The 19,725-nt window shown below is 45.0% G+C and carries 19 protein-coding genes and 1 tRNA gene; 5 read left to right on the forward strand and 15 right to left on the reverse strand.

Annotated elements, in window-relative coordinates; genetic code table 11:
* Positions 1-310: 310 nt before the first annotated feature.
* The 5 genes from prmC to pdhA form a co-directional block, all read right to left on the reverse strand.
* A complete protein-coding gene (gene prmC / locus N4J56_RS04420) occupies positions 311-1,204 on the reverse strand; it encodes a peptide chain release factor N(5)-glutamine methyltransferase (protein WP_317105340.1) in 894 nt (297 codons plus the stop codon).
* Between the two features lie 16 nt (positions 1,205-1,220).
* Positions 1,221-2,003: a Tic22 family protein gene (locus N4J56_RS04425; protein ID WP_410500418.1), complete on the reverse strand. Its 783-nt coding sequence runs from the start codon at positions 2,001-2,003 to the stop codon at positions 1,221-1,223.
* Positions 2,004-2,416: 413 nt separating this feature from the next.
* Positions 2,417-2,490 (reverse strand) — tRNA-Pro (locus tag N4J56_RS04430).
* A gap of 90 nt (positions 2,491-2,580) precedes the next feature.
* Positions 2,581-3,450, reverse strand: coding sequence for an aldose epimerase (locus N4J56_RS04435; RefSeq protein ID WP_317105342.1), 870 nt, complete (start codon positions 3,448-3,450; stop codon positions 2,581-2,583).
* 91 nt (positions 3,451-3,541) lie between these two features.
* On the reverse strand, positions 3,542-4,576 hold the full coding sequence (gene pdhA, locus N4J56_RS04440) for a pyruvate dehydrogenase (acetyl-transferring) E1 component subunit alpha (RefSeq protein WP_317105343.1): 1,035 nt from the start codon (positions 4,574-4,576) through the stop codon (positions 3,542-3,544).
* A 351-nt stretch (positions 4,577-4,927) separates the two neighbouring features.
* On the opposite strand from pdhA, the gene N4J56_RS04445 reads away from it, so the two are divergent.
* Both N4J56_RS04445 and N4J56_RS04450 read left to right on the forward strand, forming a co-directional pair.
* Entirely contained in the window at positions 4,928-7,195 is a 2,268-nt protein-coding gene (locus N4J56_RS04445) for an IMS domain-containing protein (RefSeq protein WP_317105344.1), read from the forward strand.
* Positions 7,196-7,333: 138 nt separating this feature from the next.
* Positions 7,334-8,308 carry an AEC family transporter gene (locus tag N4J56_RS04450; protein WP_317105345.1) on the forward strand — a complete coding sequence of 325 codons (975 nt, stop codon included), beginning with the start codon at positions 7,334-7,336 and terminating at the stop codon, positions 8,306-8,308.
* A gap of 240 nt (positions 8,309-8,548) precedes the next feature.
* Here N4J56_RS04450 and N4J56_RS04455 read toward each other — a convergent pair whose 3' ends face one another.
* Positions 8,549-8,734, reverse strand: coding sequence for a hypothetical protein (locus tag N4J56_RS04455; protein ID WP_317105346.1), 186 nt, complete (start codon positions 8,732-8,734; stop codon positions 8,549-8,551).
* Between the two features lie 4 nt (positions 8,735-8,738).
* Between N4J56_RS04455 and N4J56_RS04460 the strand changes: the two genes are divergently transcribed.
* Positions 8,739-9,977: a DUF4912 domain-containing protein gene (locus tag N4J56_RS04460; protein ID WP_317105347.1), complete on the forward strand. Its 1,239-nt coding sequence runs from the start codon at positions 8,739-8,741 to the stop codon at positions 9,975-9,977.
* Between the two features lie 159 nt (positions 9,978-10,136).
* Here the strand turns inward: N4J56_RS04460 and N4J56_RS04465 are convergent, their stop codons facing one another.
* The 4 genes from N4J56_RS04465 to N4J56_RS04480 form a co-directional block, all read right to left on the reverse strand.
* Positions 10,137-10,484: a 4a-hydroxytetrahydrobiopterin dehydratase gene (locus N4J56_RS04465; protein ID WP_317105348.1), complete on the reverse strand. Its 348-nt coding sequence runs from the start codon at positions 10,482-10,484 to the stop codon at positions 10,137-10,139.
* Positions 10,485-10,556: 72 nt separating this feature from the next.
* Positions 10,557-10,958 (reverse strand): type II toxin-antitoxin system VapC family toxin, encoded by a 402-nt coding sequence (locus N4J56_RS04470; RefSeq protein WP_317105349.1) that lies wholly within the window; start codon positions 10,956-10,958, stop codon positions 10,557-10,559.
* A complete protein-coding gene (locus N4J56_RS04475; protein ID WP_317105350.1) occupies positions 10,939-11,853 on the reverse strand; it encodes a hypothetical protein in 915 nt (304 codons plus the stop codon). Before N4J56_RS04475 ends, N4J56_RS04470 begins: the two co-directional genes overlap by 20 nt.
* Before the next feature lie 190 nt (positions 11,854-12,043).
* Positions 12,044-13,492 (reverse strand): MFS transporter, encoded by a 1,449-nt coding sequence (locus N4J56_RS04480; RefSeq protein ID WP_317105351.1) that lies wholly within the window; start codon positions 13,490-13,492, stop codon positions 12,044-12,046.
* A 68-nt stretch (positions 13,493-13,560) separates the two neighbouring features.
* On the opposite strand from N4J56_RS04480, the gene N4J56_RS04485 reads away from it, so the two are divergent.
* Positions 13,561-14,112 carry a phosphoribosyltransferase gene (locus N4J56_RS04485; RefSeq protein ID WP_317105352.1) on the forward strand — a complete coding sequence of 184 codons (552 nt, stop codon included), beginning with the start codon at positions 13,561-13,563 and terminating at the stop codon, positions 14,110-14,112.
* A 221-nt stretch (positions 14,113-14,333) separates the two neighbouring features.
* Here the strand turns inward: N4J56_RS04485 and N4J56_RS04490 are convergent, their stop codons facing one another.
* From N4J56_RS04490 to N4J56_RS04505, 4 genes are read right to left on the reverse strand one after another with little or no spacing between them, the layout of a single operon-like run.
* Entirely contained in the window at positions 14,334-15,734 is a 1,401-nt protein-coding gene (locus tag N4J56_RS04490) for an MATE family efflux transporter (RefSeq protein WP_317105353.1), read from the reverse strand.
* Positions 15,735-15,749: 15 nt separating this feature from the next.
* On the reverse strand, positions 15,750-16,274 hold the full coding sequence (locus N4J56_RS04495) for a nuclear transport factor 2 family protein (protein ID WP_317105354.1): 525 nt from the start codon (positions 16,272-16,274) through the stop codon (positions 15,750-15,752).
* An 11-nt stretch (positions 16,275-16,285) separates the two neighbouring features.
* A complete protein-coding gene (locus N4J56_RS04500; RefSeq protein ID WP_317105355.1) occupies positions 16,286-16,558 on the reverse strand; it encodes a hypothetical protein in 273 nt (90 codons plus the stop codon).
* A gap of 42 nt (positions 16,559-16,600) precedes the next feature.
* On the reverse strand, positions 16,601-17,518 hold the full coding sequence (locus N4J56_RS04505; protein ID WP_317105356.1) for an SDR family oxidoreductase: 918 nt from the start codon (positions 17,516-17,518) through the stop codon (positions 16,601-16,603).
* Between the two features lie 150 nt (positions 17,519-17,668).
* On the opposite strand from N4J56_RS04505, the gene N4J56_RS04510 reads away from it, so the two are divergent.
* Positions 17,669-18,544, forward strand: a complete 876-nt coding sequence (locus N4J56_RS04510; protein ID WP_317105357.1) for an AraC family transcriptional regulator — start codon at positions 17,669-17,671, stop codon at positions 18,542-18,544.
* Positions 18,545-18,650: 106 nt separating this feature from the next.
* Here N4J56_RS04510 and N4J56_RS04515 read toward each other — a convergent pair whose 3' ends face one another.
* Entirely contained in the window at positions 18,651-19,661 is a 1,011-nt protein-coding gene (locus tag N4J56_RS04515; RefSeq protein WP_317105358.1) for an AEC family transporter, read from the reverse strand.
* Positions 19,662-19,725: the final 64 nt, after the last annotated feature.

Genomic DNA, 19,725 nt, shown 5'->3' on the forward strand with positions numbered 1-19,725 from the left:
TTGCTTATTTAGCTAGATGGGTCATTATTTGAATAAAAATTTCTCTTGGTTAAATTTCGGTAATTGCACTGACTGATTTGTCTTAGTGCCAAATGCAACAGAAAACTTATTCGATGTGTGTTTCTTGGTTGACTTTTATAATCAAACTTAAGCACTCCTGTCTCAGCGATTTCTAATCGCCCCTATACTCAAATTACACTTTGCGTCCGCTCTGCAACAACGCTTTGCGTCTTTGCGCCTAACGCTTCGCTAACGGCTTCGCCTTCGCTATCGCTAACGCCTTCGGCTAATGCGTGATCCACAAAATCCATCACCGCCTATAAGCCAAAGCAAAACGTTCTATTCCAGCCAAATCTGCATAAATTTGAATATTAATATAACTTCCCTGCTGCTGTAACAACTCGCTTACAGTTGCAGCCTGTCCCGCCATCATTTCAATTAACCAAATACCACCCGATCGCAAATAATTTGGCGCAGTGGCAACCAAATGACGAATGCAATCCAAACCATCTGCACCACCATCCAAAGCTGAATGCGGTTCGTGATTGGCTACTTCTGGTTGTAGTTGAGGAACGAGAGAACTAGGAATATAAGGCGGGTTTGACACCATCCCACAAACTTGACCTTGGAGAAATGCTAACGGCTCCCACCAATTCCCTAAATAGAACTTTAGCCGATCGCCATAACCTAAATTTTGAGCGTTACTTTGGGCAATTACCAAAGCCGAGGAACTGCGATCGACAGCATGAACTTTAGCCGCCGGAAAAACAGCAGCTAACCCAATCGCGATCGCGCCGCTACCCGTACCCAAATCGACCCAATCTCCCCGTTCTAATCCAGTCACAGAACTTTTGTTAACCGCTTCAACTGCCAGATCGATTAAAATTTCTGTTTCCGGTCGCGGAATTAAAACAGCGGGAGAAACTGCTAGCTTGAAATCCCGCCAGGGTGTAGTCCGGGCAATATATTGTACTGGTAAGCGTTCTTGCAACCGCTTCTGCCACAAGCGATCCAACTGGGCTAAAGGTAACTTCAACTGAATTTGCGGTTGGTGCTTATATAACTCCAATCGCAGGGAAAGAGAATCTAACCCTGCGATTTCTTGCAGCAACCAGTCTAGTTCTGTAGGCGAGACATCAGTTGCGATCGCATCTATTGCAGCCTGCTGTCGCCATTGCCACAGTTCTAGACCAGATGTATTCATTTCGAGTGGTTCGGAATTAAGGCTTTTTAGCTGGTTGGTTGGGTGCTGCTGGTTGGAGCGATCGCACGAAGTCAATCGATTCTTTAGGAGGAACCAAAACAATTTGACTTAAACCCTGGTCGTTGCGAGTTTGCATTGCTTGCAAGACTCCCTCCAAATTGACAACTTGGATTTCAATTGTCGAAGCTAGATCGGGTTTCTGTTTCTTGAAGCGTTCCAGCATCGTCTGTAATTCAGTTTTATTGAAAAAGAAAGGAATGACTTGCTGATCGGCTTGTTTAATTGTCAGGTAGCCTTTTTCCTTGCCAGCTTTAGCGACAAATAATGGCGTTCCCTTAAATTGCTCCGGCTTTTGACCGCTTTGCTGTAGTAATGTTTTAGCAGCGTCAACCTGCTGCTGTCCTGGGACAAAGGCAAAGTTGGGAGAATTAGGCTTTTTCTTATTTGTTTGCTCTAGCTTATAAACTTCTGCTAGAGAGACAGGCACAACTCTGACATTTTTCGCTAACTCTGGATTTTTCTGCTTCAGGCGATCGATAAAAGCCTGTGCGTCTTGGCGATTGATAAAGACTCCAGCTACTCCCGATTTATCTTTTTGATCTGGTACGGAAGCTACCAGTGGTGCGCCCTTATTATCCGTGATTGTAAACATTGGCACAGGTCCAAGCTTTTGCAAGATTTGTTGTTCTGGCAAAGCCAAGACCTCTAGAGCGCCCATTGTCGTCGTACCAATAATGGTACTTCCCACCACTCCTAACGTTGCACTCCAGCGAATCATCGATTTTATAACTGATTTCATGAGTATTCCTGACATCAATGACCAGATTGTGTTTCTTCCAGTGGTGGTAAAAATACCCACCCAACTAGTTGTAGTTATAGTAGCAGTGTCTTGGCAAGAGGGTTGATCCAACCAATGCGATCGCCACCAACTCTTGCTGACGGTATAACCCCACTCGTTGTTCACCTTTTTGGAATATTTTAAGAATTAAATAGATTTGTTAATAGAAGGGAGTAGGGAGCAGGGAGCAGGGAGTAGGGAGTAGGGAGCAGAGGGGCAGAGGGGGAGAAGGACAGAGGAGCAGAGGGAGAAAAACAACTGTCTTCACGCAGTGTAGCAGCGCACGTTTACCGTCAACTGTCAACTGTTAACTGTCAACCAATGACCAATGACAACCTTGCGAAAGATCTCACCACTATACCTACAAATTTAAATCGGGATGACAGGATTTGAACCTGCGACATCCTGCTCCCAAAGCAGGCGCGCTACCAAGCTGCGCTACATCCCGTAGCTGACACTCTTTCTAGAGTAACACAAGTACCCCAAAAATTAACTCAGAAGTTTAGATAAGATATTGAAAACTTTGCATGGAGCGAGCTTAAGTAGAAGTTATATCCAGATTGACCCAAGTTTGGACTTCACCACCAGGTTCGATATAAATCAGATCGGTTCCCGTATTTAAAGCATTGCGGGGAGCCGTCCAAGGCTCCAAACAATAGTAGTCCTTGCCCTTAATTGTCCAGAAAACTAGCGTACCGTAATAATTACTGCTCCATGTCAGTTGTAAACGCTGAGAATTGTCGCTGACACTCGCCTTTTGGTTTGAGAGTGGTCGGAAGGCTAAATCGAGTTCTTCTTGCTCGAAATCAAAATTTCCGCTGAAGGCGTGCATTTCCTTCGTAATTTGATTTTGAAACTGAGTTGCTGGAATCTCAAATTTCAAATTCATTTTGTCAGAGACTTGGAAATAAGGGTGTAGCCCGGTCGAAAATGGCATGGGAGCGGATGAGTGATTGACAAACCGCTGCCAGATGCCCAGCCAGTTACCTTTAAACTCATAGGTAAACTCTACTTGGAAGTCGAACGGGTAAACCGTGCGAGTTTGCTCGTTACTATTGAGAACGAGCGTGAGGCTAGCACTATCGCTTTTAGCCTCAGAGTCGATCGCTTCCCAAGGTAGATCGCGAGCAAAACCATGTTGCTTAAGCGTGTATTGCTGTCCTTGATACGTGTAGGTATTATCCGGTAAGTTCCCGCAGATCGGAAACAAAATGGGAATTCCACCTCGTATGCTCATTTCAGGACGAGCAAACCGTTCCGCGTCCAAGTAAAGAATTTCTTCTCCCCGAACGCGCCAGCGGGTAATAATTCCCCCTCGTTCTGGCACGACTTCCAACAGAGAATCAGTAGATGCATCCGTCAGAAAGTAGGTCTGGTATTGTTGTTTTTGCTGTGAAACTTCAAACACCTAATTTTGTCCTCGCTTTTTGCTGTCATTTGTCAATAGTCATTTGTCATTTGTAACAGCCCATGACGAATGACCAATGACCAATGATTAATTACTCGTCTTCCGCAAAAATGAAGCGATACAGTTCGCTGGGATCGGGTTCTGGACTACTTTCTGCAAATTGTACGGCTTCGTCAATCGTCTGCTGAATTTTGCGATCGATCGCCTTGAGTTCTTCTTGCTGGACGAGGTTTTGCTCGACTAAATAAGCTGCTAATCTCGTGATTGGATCGCGAGCAAACCAAAACTCTTTTTCTGTCTTGGTACGCAGTTCGTCAGGATCGGCGAGAGAGTGACCTCGAAAACGATAGGTGAGGGCTTCAATGAGAGTTGGTCCTTCTCCGGCACGGGCGCGGGCTACTGCCTCTCTAGCTACGGCGTGGACTGCTAGCACGTCCATTCCGTCTACTTCCACTCCCTCCATGCCAAACACGCTGGCTTTTTTATAAATTTCTGGCTGGGAAGTTGCCCGTTCGTGCGCCATCCCGATCGCCCACTTATTATTTTCGACGACAAATAAAATCGGTAATTTCCACAAAGCCGCCATATTTAGCGTTTCGTAGAACTGACCGTTGTTGCAGGCTCCATCGCCAAAAAAGCAAGCTGTCACTTGGTCGGCAGTTGCATCTCCTAGCGCTTCGCGACGATACTTAGACTGAAATGCTGCACCAGCGGCGACGGGAATGCCTTCAGCAACAAAAGCATAGCCACCAAGTAAGCGATGCTCGGCAGAAAACATATGCATCGAACCGCCACGCCCTTTACTACAGCCTGTAGCCTTACCGAATAACTCTGCCAATACTTCTTTAGCAGGGACTCCCGCACTTAGAGCATGGACGTGATCGCGGTAAGTGCTGCAAACATAATCTTCTCCCGGTCGCATTGCCTTGACTACGCCAGAAGAGACGGCTTCTTGACCGTTATATAGGTGAACGAAGCCAAACATCTTACCGCGATAATACATTTCGGCGCATTTATCTTCAAACATGCGCCCCAAAACCATATCCTCGTAAAGCACTAGCCCTTGTTCTCTGGTGATTTGGGCTGTAGCAGCGTGAAAAACGGGTAAAGTCCGCTCCTGAACCATTACTATGTAATACCTTTGCGATCGCTAATATGAAATTATTTTTTAAGATAACCTGTTATCAGTTATCAGTTATCAGTTGTCAGTGATTAGTGACTGGTGGCTGGTGACTAGACAGAAGAATTTAGCACCAGCCACTAGCCACTAGCTACTATTCACTCCTCTATTAAGTAAAATTTCAGTTCGCAACGACTCAACGATCCATGCTTCAAGCTGGTAGATAAAATAACTTTGAGGTTAAAATCCACAAGTTATCATATAGGCACGTTTTTCCATAGCTTGGCAAAACGCTGTCGGTTGACATCTCGATATAAATAAACTGTTTATTTTCTCACGGTGCAGGGGAGCTTAACTGTGCGCGTTCCATTAGATTACTATCGCATTTTGGGACTACCACCCAATTTTTTTCAGCCGATGAGTGCGGAACAGTTGCAACAAGCTTACCGCGATCGCACCGCGCAACTGCCGCAACGCGAGTATTCTTTGACAGCGATCGAGATTCGCAATCAACTCATATCTCTCGCCTATCGAGTCCTGTCCGATCCCCAACAGCGACAGCGCTACGATGCTGAATATCGTGCCTCTGCTGATGAATTAGCAAACAGTGGGGTGATGAATGGTGCTGCGGATGGCGAATTTGATGAAGATGAGAACGCGCCATCTAAGAGTTTCGATCGTAATTTCGACCGTAATTTTGAACTTGAACCTGAAACCGATCGCCTCAGTATTGAAATTGCCGACGATCTGCTGATTGGAGCGCTGATAATTCTGCAAGATGCGGGAGAATGCGAACTGGTATTGAACTTAGGTCAGTCTTTCCTCAGCAATAGCGATCTTGCAGCAGATAGCGACGCTCAAAGCGATCGCCCTGATATTGTCCTAGCTGTGGCTCTTGCTTATCTACAACAAGGACGAGAGCAATGGCAGAACGACCGATATGAAAATGCAGCTGTTTCTCTGCAAGCGGGGTATAGCTTGTTAGAACGAGAAAGGCTATTTCCCGATACTGCGGCAGAAATTGCTGCCGACCTAGAGAAACTGCGCCCCTATCGCATTTTAGAATTGGTATCGCAACCCGAATCTCACATTGCCGAAAGGCAGCGAGGGTTGCAGCTGTTACAGGATATTTTGCGCGATCGCCAAGGGATTGAAGGTACTGGCAATGATGGTTCGGGTCTGAGTATTGAGGATTTTCTCGGCTTTATTCAACAACTACGAGACTACCTCACAGCCGCAGAACAGCAAAGTCTATTTGAAGCAGAAAGCCAGCGTCCTTCAGCAGTAGCAACGTATTTAGCTGTCTACGCCTCCATTGCCATGGGGTTTGCGGCACGAATGCCCGCATTGATTCACCAAGCCAAAATCCTGCTGCTGCGGTTGGGAAAACGCCAAGATTTATATCTAGAACAAGCAATCTGCTCTCTGCTACTAGGGCAAACAGTAGAAGCAACTGAAGCCCTTCAACACAGTCAAGAAGAAGAACCTCTAGCCGTTATCCGCAAAAATTCTCAAGGTGCGCCCGATCTTCTACCTGGTTTGTGTCTGTACAGCGAAACGTGGTTACAAACAGAAGTCTTTCCTCACTTTCGCGATTTGGCGACTCGAACGGCTTCGCTCAAAGACTATTTTGCCGATCCTGGCGTGCAGGAATACTTAGAAGCTTTACCAAGCCAGCCCGACTATGCGATCGCAGAATACCAGTTTGTCGCTCCAGCAGACCGCGCTACGGACAGAAACGAGCGGATAGCAGCTAGCAATGGACAACGACAGGCGATCGCAGCCGCAAGCAGCAGAGGAGCAGGGGAGCTAGGGGGCAGAGGAGATGACAGCTCCTCTCAAGGAACTGTGGCTGTGTTGTCCAATCCAGCACCAGTGACGGCAAGCTCAAGTGCTACGGCAACTTCTGGGGTGGAAGCGACACCACCTCGCCAGCGCCGCAATTCAAAAAATCGTCCGCCACGGCGAGGGAGCTACGATCGTGGCAAGGAGCGCTCCAGTGGTGCGATCGGCTTTGGTTCTCTCAAGATCGGTCGTTTGGCAATCCTGTTAGGTGGCGGGACTCTCGGTTTAGCTATCTTGTGGTTTCTCATCAGTCAAATCTTCGCCTTATTCCACAGAACTGCAACTCCACCCATAGCCCAACAGCCACCTGTCGTCTCAGAACAACTAGTCGTAGAGTTGAACCAACCGCCGGTAGCAATTCCTCGACCGCAGCCAAAGCCAGCAGTACCCAAACCATTGAATCGGGACACAGCTGCTCCAGTCGTTCAAGCTTGGCTAGCCGCGAAAGCTGCCGCTTTTGGCTCGGAACACGCGACGGATAAATTAAAGCAAATTCTGGTCGAACCAGCTTTATCTCAGTGGCAAAAGCGCGTTCAAGACGATCTGCTCAATCGCCGCGTCCGGCACTACAAGCACAGTCTTCAGGTCAATGACGTGAAAAATGACCCAAAAAACAGCGATCGCGCCCAAATAGAGGCGACAGTTGTGGAAGTCGCCCAGATCTACGAGCGAAACCGTCTGAATCGAGCCGCTTCTTATAATGAAAAGCTGCGCGTGCAGTACAACTTAGTGCGCCAAAATGGTAATTGGCGAATTCAGACTATGAAGGTGCTGAAATAGCAGTTTTAGCGATTAGCAATTGGCAATTAGCGATTAGGATTGTAACTTGTGGGGTTAGGGTTTAGCTTCACTTCTCTATTTACACTCGCACGTTGCTCAAATAGCTAACGGCTCACAGCTAATAGCTAATAGCTCAATATGACAGAAACTTTATTTCATGCTTACCTGCCCCTGATCGCGTGGACTAGTTTGGGGCTGATCGTGCTTCGCCTAGTACCGGAGACTTTACCCCACTGGTTGGGTCGCGGTCTCTACTGGGTGGGAATTCCTTTGGAAATCCTGGCTTTGGCGCGTCAAACCAATTTTTCAGAGCCAGCGGGATTGGCTCCAGGGATTACTTTAGCGGCGATTGGCACTGGGGTGGCGATCGCTTATTTGTGTTTAGCTAGCTTACAGCAGTTTGCCGAGCGATCGACAAATGCCAACATCTCAGGCTTTTTATCTCAGCCGTGGGATAAGCCATCTTACCAAGGCAGTTTTATTCTAGCTGCGGCGCTAGGAAATACGGGTTTTGTCGGATTGAGCATCGTTCCTACTTTTATCGATCCAGAGTACTTGAGCTGGATTGTGTTTTTCAGCATCACCCATAACATAGTTGGTGCTTATGGGTTTGGTGTATTGATTGCTAGTTATTTCGGTCGTTCCGATCGATCCCATCACTGGTGGATTCATCTGAGAGATGTTTTAACCGTACCGATTCTTTGGGCTTTTGCGATTGGTTATTTCACTCAAGATGTGGCGCTTCCACGTATCGTTGAGTCAGGCTTGCAGGGATCGATTGATGTTGTTATCGCCTGCGCTTTTCTATTAATTGGGATGCGCTTGTCTCAATTACCAGGATGGAAAAGCTTTCAACAAGGGATAATTCCGGCTGTATTGCGAGTCATCGTTATCCCCGGATTGGTGGGTGTAGCAACGACTTTTGTATTGGGGTTATCGGGCGATCGCCGTTTGGCAATGGTGTTGATGTCTGGCGTTCCAACTGCTTTTGCCGGACTGATTTTTGCTGAAGAGTACGAACTCGACCGGACGACGATCGCCAGCAGTATTATTCTTTCTACTATTCTCTATCTTCTCGTTCTGCCTTTGTGGTTGTACGTGTTTGGTAATTAGGGACTCAATTGCGTACATGACGTTTGTAGGGGCGTACAGCTGTGCGCCCTTGATTATTGGAGGCGATCGCCACGTAATGTCATGAAAATTTGATATTACTTAAGGGTGTACGCGATCGCGCTCGACGTTGTGTCATCAAACCATGACACAACGATCCCCAAACAACCGATACCTACGTGGGATCGATTGAAATTGGTCTTTTAACAACGATCTTGCTAAGAGTTTTTTTGCTACAAATAGTTAACAAAGCGATCCCCGCGATCCCAAAAAAATAATGTCTGCCGCAAGGCAAGGATTGCGATCGGGGACAAGGGAGAAGGGAGCTTCTCTTGCACTAATTCCGAATTCCAAATTCTGAATTCCGAATTCTTGCCTCGTTCCTGCCCCAAAAGCAAACGATGCACCGTTCAACAAATCGGAGGTCAAATTTATGGCGAAAGAACGCCCACCTCTAGACGACATGACACTGCGGCAGTTGCGTCGAGTTGCTAGCGAATATAGCATCTCCCGCTACAGTCGAATGCGTAAGTCGCAACTATTGGCAGCAATACAACAAGCCGAGCGTACTAAGCTCTCTAGCACTCAACCGCGTAATCTGGAGGCACAAGAAACAGTGGAAGCAGCTAAATTTGAACTGGGACAAGAAGACCGGACTGGTGGTTCCTTAGCTGACGTGGATGAGGGTTTGGCGGATTTACCCGGAGGCTATGGCGAAAGCCGAATTGTGCTGATGCCACGCGATCCGCAATGGTCGTACACGTACTGGGATATTCCCAACGACCACAAAGAAGAACTGCGTCGCCAAGGCGGACAACAGTTGGCGCTGCGCCTCTATGACGTGACAGATATTAACATCGAATTTCAAAGCCCCCACAGCATTCAAGAATACCCTTGCGACGAACTAGCGCGGGAATGGTATTTACCGATCCCAGTGAGCGATCGCGATTACGTGGTAGATATCGGTTATCGCTGCGTTGACGGTCGTTTTCTAGTTCTGGCTCGTTCCGCTACCGTCCATGTTCCCCCCGTCTATCCTAGCGATTGGATTGAAGACCACTTCGTTACCGTCAGCATGGAAGAAGATCTGCGCGGTAAGACTGTATTTGAACTGGTTCCCCCTGCTAAGCGTATGTCAATGGCAGCTGGTGGTGCAGCCGCTACTGGCAATCCAATCTACGATGAAATTTTCGGCATGGCTCAAGGTGCAGAAGCGCAGCGAGTCGCAGGTTCTCTGTTCGGTTCCATGCAGCAAGTTCCAGAACAAGCAATCAGTTCTTACGTCTTCCCCTCTGGCGTAGGAATGTGGGCAGTACCTACCGTATCTGGTTTAACCATGTCTGGTGTAGGCATGTCCGGCGTAGGCTTCTCCGCTTCTGCCGTTCCCATGCGTCCGCGTCAGTTCTGGTTAGTTGCCGATGCTGAGTTAATCGTCTACGGTGCAACCGAACCAGATGCAACAGTAACTATCGGTGGTCGTCCGATTAAACTCAATCCAGATGGGACATTCCGCTTCCAAATGTCATTCCAAGATGGGTTAATCGACTACCCAATTATGGCTGTGGCTGCTGATGGCGAACAAACTCGTTCGATTCATATGAAGTTCAACCGCGAAACACCATCGCGCAATACCAATACTAAGGAAGAAGCCGTTCTCGAATGGTTGCCTTAGTTTAGATCCCCCCAACCCCCCTTAAAAAGGGGGGCAACAAGATCCATAAACCCGCCCACACAAAAAGCACATCGTAGGGGCGGGTTTTACAATAATCTCTGTTTTCCAACCAAAATCTGCCCAAACCCGCCCGTACCACAACCGCGATCAATTTTTGATTTAATTTAATTGAGCCGCAATCTCGTCAGTCTTAGCTGCCATAATAAAGTCGTTTTTGTGTAATCCAGAAATTGCATGTGTCCACCAACTGACTTTAACTTTACCCCACTCGGTTAATAGTGCGGGGTGATGTCCTTCTGCTTCAGCAATCTCACCCACGCGATTTGTAAATTTCAAAGCAGTTTGGAAATCGGGAAATTTGTAAGTACGGTTTAAATGCGGTATTCCTTCTACTTCAACAATTTGCCAATCGGGAATTTGCGGTTTGAGTTGTGCCTCTTCCTCTGGGGTAACTCGTGGTGCATCCTTCTTGCAAGCAGTACATTTTTGTTGTGTGAGAGTTTCCATCGTATACCCTCGTGTTTTTAGTCTTAATAAGATTTTACCAATATTATTTTTACAAATGTCAGCATAAAAATTTCATACGCTTAATAGCTGAAAACCAGCTTGCATAAAATGCTGGTCAAACGCTAAGGCTTGATTAACACCTTTTTCTCGCATAACTATGAATGAAACGCAATCAACTAAACCCCATTCTTTATCTTGATACTGTTTATATAGCGTCAAAGCTCGATCAAATAGTTCAGAGCTAAGGCTAATAATCTCTACTTCATCTGAATCTAAGAATTTTTCAATAACTTCAATTGCTTGTTGTTTATAATTACGTACAAGAGCGTTACCAACTTCTAATAATACCGCATCGGTTGTTAAAAAAGAAAAATTCTCATATCTATCTGCTAATTCTAAAGCTTGCTGATGGTATTGGTCGCGTTGGCTAACTAGTGCGATGATAAAGCCTGTATCAATGAATATCTGATTCAATCTGCTTTTCCCCACTTATATACAGATCGTGGTTAGCAGCAAAATCTTCAGGAGCATTATTAATAATAATATCTTTCAGTTTTGACATAAGACTAGCTGCTTTGTTATTTTTTTTTAATTGTTCACTATTTTGATTTACTTCGCTTTTAGCTGCTATTGCTTGTACCTGTTCCAAGATAAACAAGCACTTTTTCATGCGTATAATTTGAACTTGAAGTTCTCGTTTTATCCAAAATATAATTATTAGTGAGATAACTGCTGAGCTACCTGCTGGAGCTATAGGCGACTTATAGTTTTGGATGTCTACTCCTAAAATGATGTATATAACTACAACAAATGCAATAGGTAGTATTGGCGCAAAGCTATCGAGGAGCTTTTCTCTATTTTGCATTACTTCTATCGACATTTTTAGCGATTTACTCGCCGACTCTATAGTTTGATAACTCGACGCTTTAATTTTAATAAATCTCTCATCTTCTGGCTGTAAAAAAATAGTGTCTTCTTTAATTACATTAAGTAAATTTTGCTTCGGTTGCTTGTAGTGTTCAAAAAAAGACCCAACTCCAATAACTGTTGGAGCAGATATAAATGTAATCATAGCTCCTAATACAATTGCTAGTGCAATAGTAATCAATAATCTGATAATGTTATCAGTATTATTTTCAGTAATATTATCAGTAGAGTTATAATGAAAAACTACTTTTATTAATGTTGCAAGCAAAAGTGTGACGATAAAACAGATTAAAAAGCCAATCCAACCTATGTTATAAAGGCGTAGAAAACTTTTTTGTGCTTGCGCTGTAATTTTCTTTGTGTACTGTTCTTGCTCGATTATAATATCTGCTAATAATTCGAGTAAATCATGTGTTGCTGTGTCTATAAATTGGTGAGTCATAAACTAGTACATGTTTCAAACACGAAAGTGGGGTGAATATCTTACCCACCGCAGGCTGGAGGTTCCTGCTTTACAAATCGTTTGCTGCTAGACAACTAGAGTGCAATTATACCAATTCATTATTGTAACCGATCTAAGCAAAAGTAGAGTAGATATCGATTAAAACTAATTCCTAATTGCCAATTCCTCATTACCCATTACCCTGCTTCCGCTCTTTCAATTTCAACAAAATCTCAGCGTGAATTTCACGAGTGATGGGATAGAAGTAGGCTAAAATTAAGCCGCCAATCAGAAAAATTACAGGTAAAACGCTAGCAGCAAGGCGAATGGCAAATAATGCCGATTCTGGTTGTGTTGGTAATTCTTGTCCCGCCGCTGCTTCTCTAAACCCAGATGCTTGTAAGGCATTCCCAACTAAAAACAAACCGAAGGCTAAACCGAATTTTTGCAACAACACCATAAAACCATAAAAAATTCCTTCGCGGCGCTGTCCGGTATTGAGTTCGTCTAATTCAATTACATCTGGCATCATCGACCAGGGAATTAAATAAGCTGTAGATACTCCCATGCCTGTCATTACAGCTAAAACAAACATCAAACCCAGTTGACCGGATTGGATAAAAAATAATCCGATTGCTGCCAATATCCATAAAATCATTCCCATAAAATAAACAGCTTTTTTGCCAATTTTTTTACTTAAATGACTCCAAACTAACAGCATGACAATTGCAGTTCCTTGTACGGCAATTAGAACTGTCGGAACTTGCGCTTCTCTCAGTTGCAGGTAGTTGACAACAAAGTAGGGAATAATACTAGCTTCTACCTGCACTGCTAGCCAAGAAAAAAGGTAAATCCCAATCACGAATAAAAAAGGTTTGTTGGTAAAAACAATTTTGAATTGTTCTTTAATTGGTAGAGCTGGGGGTTCCTCAACTGCCGTGCGTCTGGCTTCAAATGCTAAGACGCGATCGCGGGTGCCGTAAACGCACCAGTAGAGTGATAAAGTTGCAATGACCGCGCAAATTGCTGCTAAAACGAAGTATTGCTGTTGGCGATCGCTGATTGTAGAAAAGATAATTTGCGCCAAAATTAACGATAAAATACTACCACCAATAGAAAAAATAAAGCGGAAACTATTCAGGTTCGTCCGTTCGTCATAGTCTTGAGTTAGTTCGGGAGTCATTGCCGTGTAAGGCAAGTTGACCACAGTATAAAAAACTTGAGATATCAGTCCAATGACTACGTAATACCAAAACAGGCTCCACATTTGGCTGGTAGGCTCGGTACTAAATCGCGGTACAGTCCACTGTAAGAAGAAGAAAAATCCAAAGGGAATTGCTCCGTATAACAACCAAGGTAAACGGCGACCCCAACGGCGAGATTTAGTTTTATCGGTCAGCACTCCTACAATCGGGTCGTTGACTGCATCCCAGATTTTGCCAATCAGCAAAATGCTGCCAGCTAAACCTGCTGGTATTCCAGCCACATTTGTGAAGAAAATCAGTAGAAAAAATACGCCAATATTTGCTGTAATCGCGGGTCCCAAATCCCCTGCACCATAGGCAAGTTTGGTTTTTAAGTCTAACTTGTCACTGAAAGATGTTGCTTCAGAATCACCATTAGGGGAGGAATTATGCATAAACAAGATGGTAAAAGTTTAGAATAAATGACTCTGCCATCTAGTATTAGCGCTAAATTGTACCCGTTATGTCAGATCTTTATGTTTCTTGGTCGGACTACCACCGCACGATTGAGAAGTTGGCAGTCCAAGTTTATCAGTCGCAGTGGCAATTCAATCAAATTGTCTGTCTTGCACGGGGAGGCTTGCGGGTAGGCGATATTCTTTCCCGCATCTACGAACAGCCGCTAGCGATTTTAGCGACTTCATCTTATGTGGGTGCGGGTAAGCAAGAAAGAGGAAGTCTGGTTGTCTCTCGTCACTTAACCATGACAGCAGATAAATTAGGTTCCCGCATTCTCTTGGTTGACGATTTGGTGGACTCCGGCGCGACGCTACAACAGACTATCCCCTGGTTGCAAGAGCAATTTGGCACGGAAGTTGAAGAAATTCGCACTGCTGTTTTGTGGTACAAAGGCTGTTCCGCGTTTGTCCCAGATTATTATGTCGATTATTTACCCGATAGTCCCTGGATTCACCAACCGTTTGAGCCATACGAAAAGATGAATATTGCCGAACTAGCTGCGTCGCATCAGGAGGCGGGAGTCGGGAGCCGGGAGTCGGGAGTCGGTCAAGTTTAGATTTACGTATCGCATGTAAAACTATGAATCAGCGTTCTCGTCCTAATTACACGCACAAAAATAGCACCCAAACTCTACGGCAAGGATTAGAGGAATATTACGCATTAAATTCCAAAATCACCGATTCGAGGGAACTGCAAGAATTCAATCTTTTATCATTCATAAAATGAGCGATTTAAATTGATATATAAAAAGAAGGTGAGCATTGCCCACCATACAAGTTAAGAATTTGGGGTACAAGAACAGAGAGAAGACTGTAATTGCTTGCAGGAGATAATTTCGCGAAACCGCCAGGTGAAAAACACTGCTGCAGTTGTCAATCCAATTGACTGTCCAATCCACAAACCGACACCACCCAAGCCAAAGTGAAACCCTAGAAGATAGCCGCTAGTCAAACCCGCTCCCCAGTAAGCTAAAAAGCCCAATAGCATCGGTATGCGAGTATCTTGAAGCCCTTGTAATGCACCGTTAGCTGTTCTTTGCACTCCATCTAGAATTTCTCCTAAAGCCGCTATAGAAAGCATCGGAACTGCAATTGATAGAACGCTGGCATTTGCTGGGTTGCGAAGATCGATGAATAATCCTACGACTTGTTGAGGATAGATCAGAAGCGCGATCGCGGTCAACACCATTAACCCAGTACCCAAACTCATGCTAACGTATCCCGCTCGTTTGGCTGCTGCCAAGTCTAGCTGTCCGAACCATTGACCGACTCGTACCGTTGTGGCGTATGACATGCCTAACGGCACCATGTAAATCACGATCGTTGTTTGCAGAACGATTTGGTGTGCTGCTAAAACATCAGTTCCCAACGTACCCATCAGGAAAGTCACGATATTAAAAAGCCCATATTCCAACGCTGTTGCTACACCAATTGGCGCGCCCAGCCACAGCAATTCTCCGATAATTTTCGGTCTGAGCCGATATATTTCCTGAAAAATGCGATACTGTCTCAGTTTTGGGTGTCGGAAGATGTAGATTGCTAGTGCCAAAAACATCAACCAAAATGTCAGCGCACTTGCCAACGCTAAGCCTGCCAAACCCATTTGGGGAAATCCCAGCTTGCCATATCCCAGTACGTAATTGCCGACAATATTAAACAGCGTTCCACTAATTACAATTGCCATCACGGGACGAGCTTGCGATACGCCAGACACTACACCTCTGAGGACGGCAAAACCCAAAGCTGGAAATACCCCCCACAGCACCACATCTAAATAAGTGTCTGCTAACTTAACTAACGACTCCGGCTGTCCGAGTTGAAGCATGAGTGTATCTAAATGCCTAACCATGAGCATCAATGGGATTGCTAACATCAATGCAATCCACAATCCCTGACGCGCCACTCGCTCAACTCGTGTTTTTTGGTTTGCGCCGTAGGCTTCTGCTACCAGGGGACTGACTCCCATCACAATACCACTGCCAGTCGTTAACAAAGTGAGAAACGTAATGGAGGCTAATCCGCCTGCTGCGAGAATTTCTTGTCCTAATCTGCCCATCATAACTGTATCGACGAAACCTGTAGCAGACTGGGCAACTTGGGCGCTGACTAGCGGGATAGCAAGTTTGAGAAATTCTTTGATTTCAGTCCGAATGTCAGTGCGAACGGTGAAAAGAGCCATGATAGATTCCTTGAGCTAGAGAGAAACGGGCGCTGAAATATGTTCATGGATGATGAGCCATTGCCCGTTGCGATGTTCCCAAATATCTGTTTGGCGACCGTCAGATTCAATGGGAGTACCATCGTTTAATTGTGCGGAAAGATGCCAGGTAAAAGTTTTCCACGCCAAATTATCTCTACGATTAACCTGCACGTCGTCATTGGCAGCGAGCTGAAATTTAGGCATTTTGTTAAATAAATGCGATTGAATACCTGCCTTGTAATCTGTCCAACCTTTGTATTGCAGAGGTAGTGCATCGTAGAAAACTAAATCGGCATCTTTGGCATAAAATTTTGATAATTGCTCAGGATCGTGGGTATTCCAAGCAGCATAGCTGGCATTGATGAGCTGCTTAAATTCATCGTTTTCTTGTAGCGATCGCTGTTCGACTCGATCCATTTGAATGGTTTGTGCATTTGCACTCATCGCTGGAGCTAAACTTAACATGATGGCGAGAAATGCGATCGCAAGTAATGTTTTCAATGTTTTAGCTAATGACATAATGTATTCTGCTACTTTTCTTTACTGTTGGGAATAAAAAGTACAGAGCCAATTGTGAATAGCACGCTAGCTGAGACGTGCAAAATTGCAGAAAATGTTACTCCTCGGAGAATTTCTAAAGTTGAGTCGAGGGTGAAAATCAGGGAACCGATGAGAAACAGCCAACTGACTAGTAACTCGCGATCGATGTTTATTATGTAATTAGCGATCGCTCTACTTTCAAACGCTTCTACTAAATTAGTGCTTGGAGATTCACAATCGATTGAATACTTTTTTAGCAACATTTTGTTCTCCCGAATTTTGCTTAATCTCACTGCGATTGGGTATTACCGTTGTATTGATAACAGAGGATATCGTGTTATGTCTTCCAGTAAGGACAGAGACGCTTGGGGTTTCCAGCCAAGTTTTTGAATAGCTTTGTTGGCAGAAACTTGATTGTTAATTGAAAAAAAAGTAGCGATTCCATCCCCCCATTTTGAGGTAGCTGTCTCAAAAGAAATTCCTTCAATTTTGCAATTTACTGTGTTACTAATAGCTGCCGCGATCGCCTTTTCTGTAATGCCAGATTCAGTTGCAACATGAAAAATCGAACCCGCAGGCGCTTTTTCCAGTGCTAATACGTAAAGTTGAGCGACATCATCAACATGTACGGCTGATACTTGATGCGTGCCAGGAGCGATGTAGTGAGCTACACCAATCTCTTGAGCTTCCTGAAGCCGCAGGGGAACGTAGCTCGTACTACCACCACGCCCATAAATATAGAGCGGTAAACGCAAGACAACACTACAGATATTTTGCTGGCTGGCTCGAATCACCGCATCTTCAGCTTTAGCTCGCTCAGCTAAGAAAAAACCTGTGGCAATGGGATAATCTTCATCGGCAATTGTTGCACCCGTGTCTCCTAGTACGCTGGTATCGGAGGTAGCAATGAAAGGTTTACACGAACCTGCTAAAGCATTGGTAAAAGCTGCAATAACGCGACAATCGGCTCGTACTGCACCTACCCAATCATCAAAATCATGTATGAATGCCGTGTGGATAACACCATCTACTTGACTTGCACCGAGAGCCAATTGTGCGGGTTGTTGAAGATCGCCGAGAAATGGTTCGATGTTTCTTGTTAGCAACTTTTGGGCGGCAGCACTATTTCTAGCCAAGCCGACAACTTGATGCCCTGCTGCTTGTAATTTTTCAGCAACAACCGTACCAATATAACCTGTTGCTCCAGTAAGAAATACTTTCATCTTGAAGCCCTCCTAAACCTCTATTTCTGTTACGGTTTGTAACCTTTGCCGTTACAATTACAGAATAGGGAAACTCAAAGCTTCGATCTATTTGAATCTTGCGCGACTATCAAAATCTTGCGGTCAGTTTTGTAGAAGGCTAAAGCACAGATGGCGAAAGCATCACACACACATATACGCGATCCCAAAATACCGATCGCGTCGAGCCAAAATTTAGCTTGGGAATCGATTATTGTAGAAGAATTTCAGCAACCGCCTGGAGCAATAGACCATTTCGCCTTACCAGAACACGCGATCGCAGTCTGTCTGGCAACTAAACCCAATCGCTTGCATCAAATCATGGGCGATCGCCGTTATGTGGGACTCTATACTAAAGGCGATATTTCCATCACCCCCGCTCAACTCCCCTCTTCATACCACTCGGAAGGCGAGGATTGCTACTTGCACATCCAAATTCCACCTCAATTCTTGCAAAAAGTAGCCCAAGAAGTGATCGATATCGATCCCGCTCGCCTTGAGATCGTACCAGAATTTCGGGTACGCAACCCCCAAATCGAGCAGGTAGCCATGATGTTGCGATCGGCATTGCATCAAAACGATGCTTGGGTGAATCGTCTATATGTTGAATCTTTAGCAAATCTGCTAGCAGTGCATTTACTCCGCGACTACGCCACAACTCAACCCCGTGTAGCACTATACGAGGGAGGATTGGGCGATCGCAGGTTACTACAAGTTTCAGAATATATCCACGCGCATCTAGATCGAGAGATTAAACTAGCAGATCTAGCTCAACTATTAGGTATGAGTCAGTTTCACTTCAGCCGTCTATTCAAGCAATCTTTGGGCATTTCGCCGCACCAGTACTTACTCCAGCAAAGAGTAGAACGAGCAAAACAGTTATTGAAACAAACAAAACTGTCAGTAGTCGAAATTGCTCTGCAATCCGGCTTCAACAGCCACAGCCATCTGAGCCAACAGTTCCGTCAACTTACAGGCATGACACCCAAAGCCTACCGAGTCAGCTGAAGTAGGGAGAAACTACCAATTCACAATTGGTCAATTCACAATTCACAATTAAGCCAAGCACCACTCTCATTCCCCATTCCCCACTCCCGACTCCCCACTCCCGACTCTAAACACCAAACAACCACAACCACAGTGGCAAAGTCAGCAACAGACTTGCAGAACCAAGTGCTAAAGCCGTCACAGCCAAATCGCGATCGAGATCGTAAGCTTCGGCAATTACCAAAGTAGCAAAAGCGGGAGGCATAGCCATTTGTAAAACGATCGCTAGTTGAGGTGCGCCCGTAAAACCACATAGAGTCAAGACGCTACCCACAACTAAAGGAACGATCAGCATTTTGATCGTCAAACTAACTGCGGCTTTGGGTAAATTGCGCCAAGACTTGAGGTGTTGCAAGCGCATCCCGATAAGAACTAACGATAGAGCGACTACACTCCAACCCAAACTGGATAAAATTGATTCTGCTACAACAGGTAAGGCAACTTGACGAAATAACAAGCCAAACCCCATACTCCACAAAGCAGGATTGATTAATATTGCCTGAATGAGCGAAGTGCGATCGCTTTTCCCCTTACCAAAACGCGCCGCCAGCAATACCCCCAAACCATAAGATCCCAAAGTCGATCCCAACAGATCGTAAAACAGAGTCCAGCCAAAATACTGCGTTCCCACTACCGCTAAAGCCACTGGAAATCCAATATAACCCGTGTTTCCTACCATTGCTGCTAGTAAAAAACTACCTTGGGTTGGTAATGGGTAGTTGGTAATGGGTAATGGGTAATGGGTAATGGGTAGTTGGTTGAATGCTTCTCCTTTGTCCCCCTGTCCCCTTGTCTCTTGTTTTTTGACTTTTGACTTTTGACTTTTGACTTTTAACTGAATCCACCCCCAAGCTAAACTCGCTCCGAGTAAAATAGCTATCCAAGCGCATATAGGTGCGACCCAAATGGCTCCCGATAAGTCAGCTTGGCGCAAGAAGGCAATAATACTAATCGGGACTCCAATCCAAAACAAAAATTGTCCTAGAGTATGGGGAGAGAGTTGAGGTATTTTGCTGCTGGCAAAAAATCCTAACAAAACCAAGCCGATCAGTTGAGCGTATAGTATCAAAAGCTGCATTACAAAAAGAAAATTATTCTTCTGAAAGAATTAGTAGGGAATGGGGAATAATGGACTAGTGCAG

The organism is Chroococcidiopsis sp. SAG 2025 (assembly GCF_032860985.1).
Classification (GTDB): Bacteria; Cyanobacteriota; Cyanobacteriia; order Cyanobacteriales; family Chroococcidiopsidaceae; genus Chroococcidiopsis.

Excerpts from the sequence above, each read along its gene's own strand:
- N4J56_RS04465 (WP_317105348.1), bottom strand. The coding sequence starts at position 10,484 with ATGGAAACTCTCACACAACAAAAATGTACTGCTTGCAAGAAGGATGCA.
- pdhA (WP_317105343.1), bottom strand. The coding sequence starts at position 4,576 with ATGGTTCAGGAGCGGACTTTACCCGTTTTTCACGCTGCTACAGCCCAA.
- N4J56_RS04480 (WP_317105351.1), bottom strand. The coding sequence starts at position 13,492 with ATGCATAATTCCTCCCCTAATGGTGATTCTGAAGCAACATCTTTCAGT.
- N4J56_RS04450 (WP_317105345.1), top strand. The coding sequence starts at position 7,334 with ATGACAGAAACTTTATTTCATGCTTACCTGCCCCTGATCGCGTGGACT.
- N4J56_RS04460 (WP_317105347.1), top strand. The coding sequence starts at position 8,739 with ATGGCGAAAGAACGCCCACCTCTAGACGACATGACACTGCGGCAGTTG.
- N4J56_RS04425 (WP_410500418.1), bottom strand. The coding sequence starts at position 2,003 with ATGAAATCAGTTATAAAATCGATGATTCGCTGGAGTGCAACGTTAGGA.
- prmC (WP_317105340.1), bottom strand. The coding sequence starts at position 1,204 with ATGAATACATCTGGTCTAGAACTGTGGCAATGGCGACAGCAGGCTGCA.
- N4J56_RS04500 (WP_317105355.1), bottom strand. The coding sequence starts at position 16,558 with ATGTTGCTAAAAAAGTATTCAATCGATTGTGAATCTCCAAGCACTAAT.
- N4J56_RS04475 (WP_317105350.1), bottom strand. The coding sequence starts at position 11,853 with ATGACTCACCAATTTATAGACACAGCAACACATGATTTACTCGAATTA.
- N4J56_RS04485 (WP_317105352.1), top strand. The coding sequence starts at position 13,561 with ATGTCAGATCTTTATGTTTCTTGGTCGGACTACCACCGCACGATTGAG.
- N4J56_RS04510 (WP_317105357.1), top strand. The coding sequence starts at position 17,669 with ATGGCGAAAGCATCACACACACATATACGCGATCCCAAAATACCGATC.
- N4J56_RS04490 (WP_317105353.1), bottom strand. The coding sequence starts at position 15,734 with ATGGCTCTTTTCACCGTTCGCACTGACATTCGGACTGAAATCAAAGAA.
- N4J56_RS04505 (WP_317105356.1), bottom strand. The coding sequence starts at position 17,518 with ATGAAAGTATTTCTTACTGGAGCAACAGGTTATATTGGTACGGTTGTT.
- N4J56_RS04495 (WP_317105354.1), bottom strand. The coding sequence starts at position 16,274 with ATGTCATTAGCTAAAACATTGAAAACATTACTTGCGATCGCATTTCTC.
- N4J56_RS04515 (WP_317105358.1), bottom strand. The coding sequence starts at position 19,661 with ATGCAGCTTTTGATACTATACGCTCAACTGATCGGCTTGGTTTTGTTA.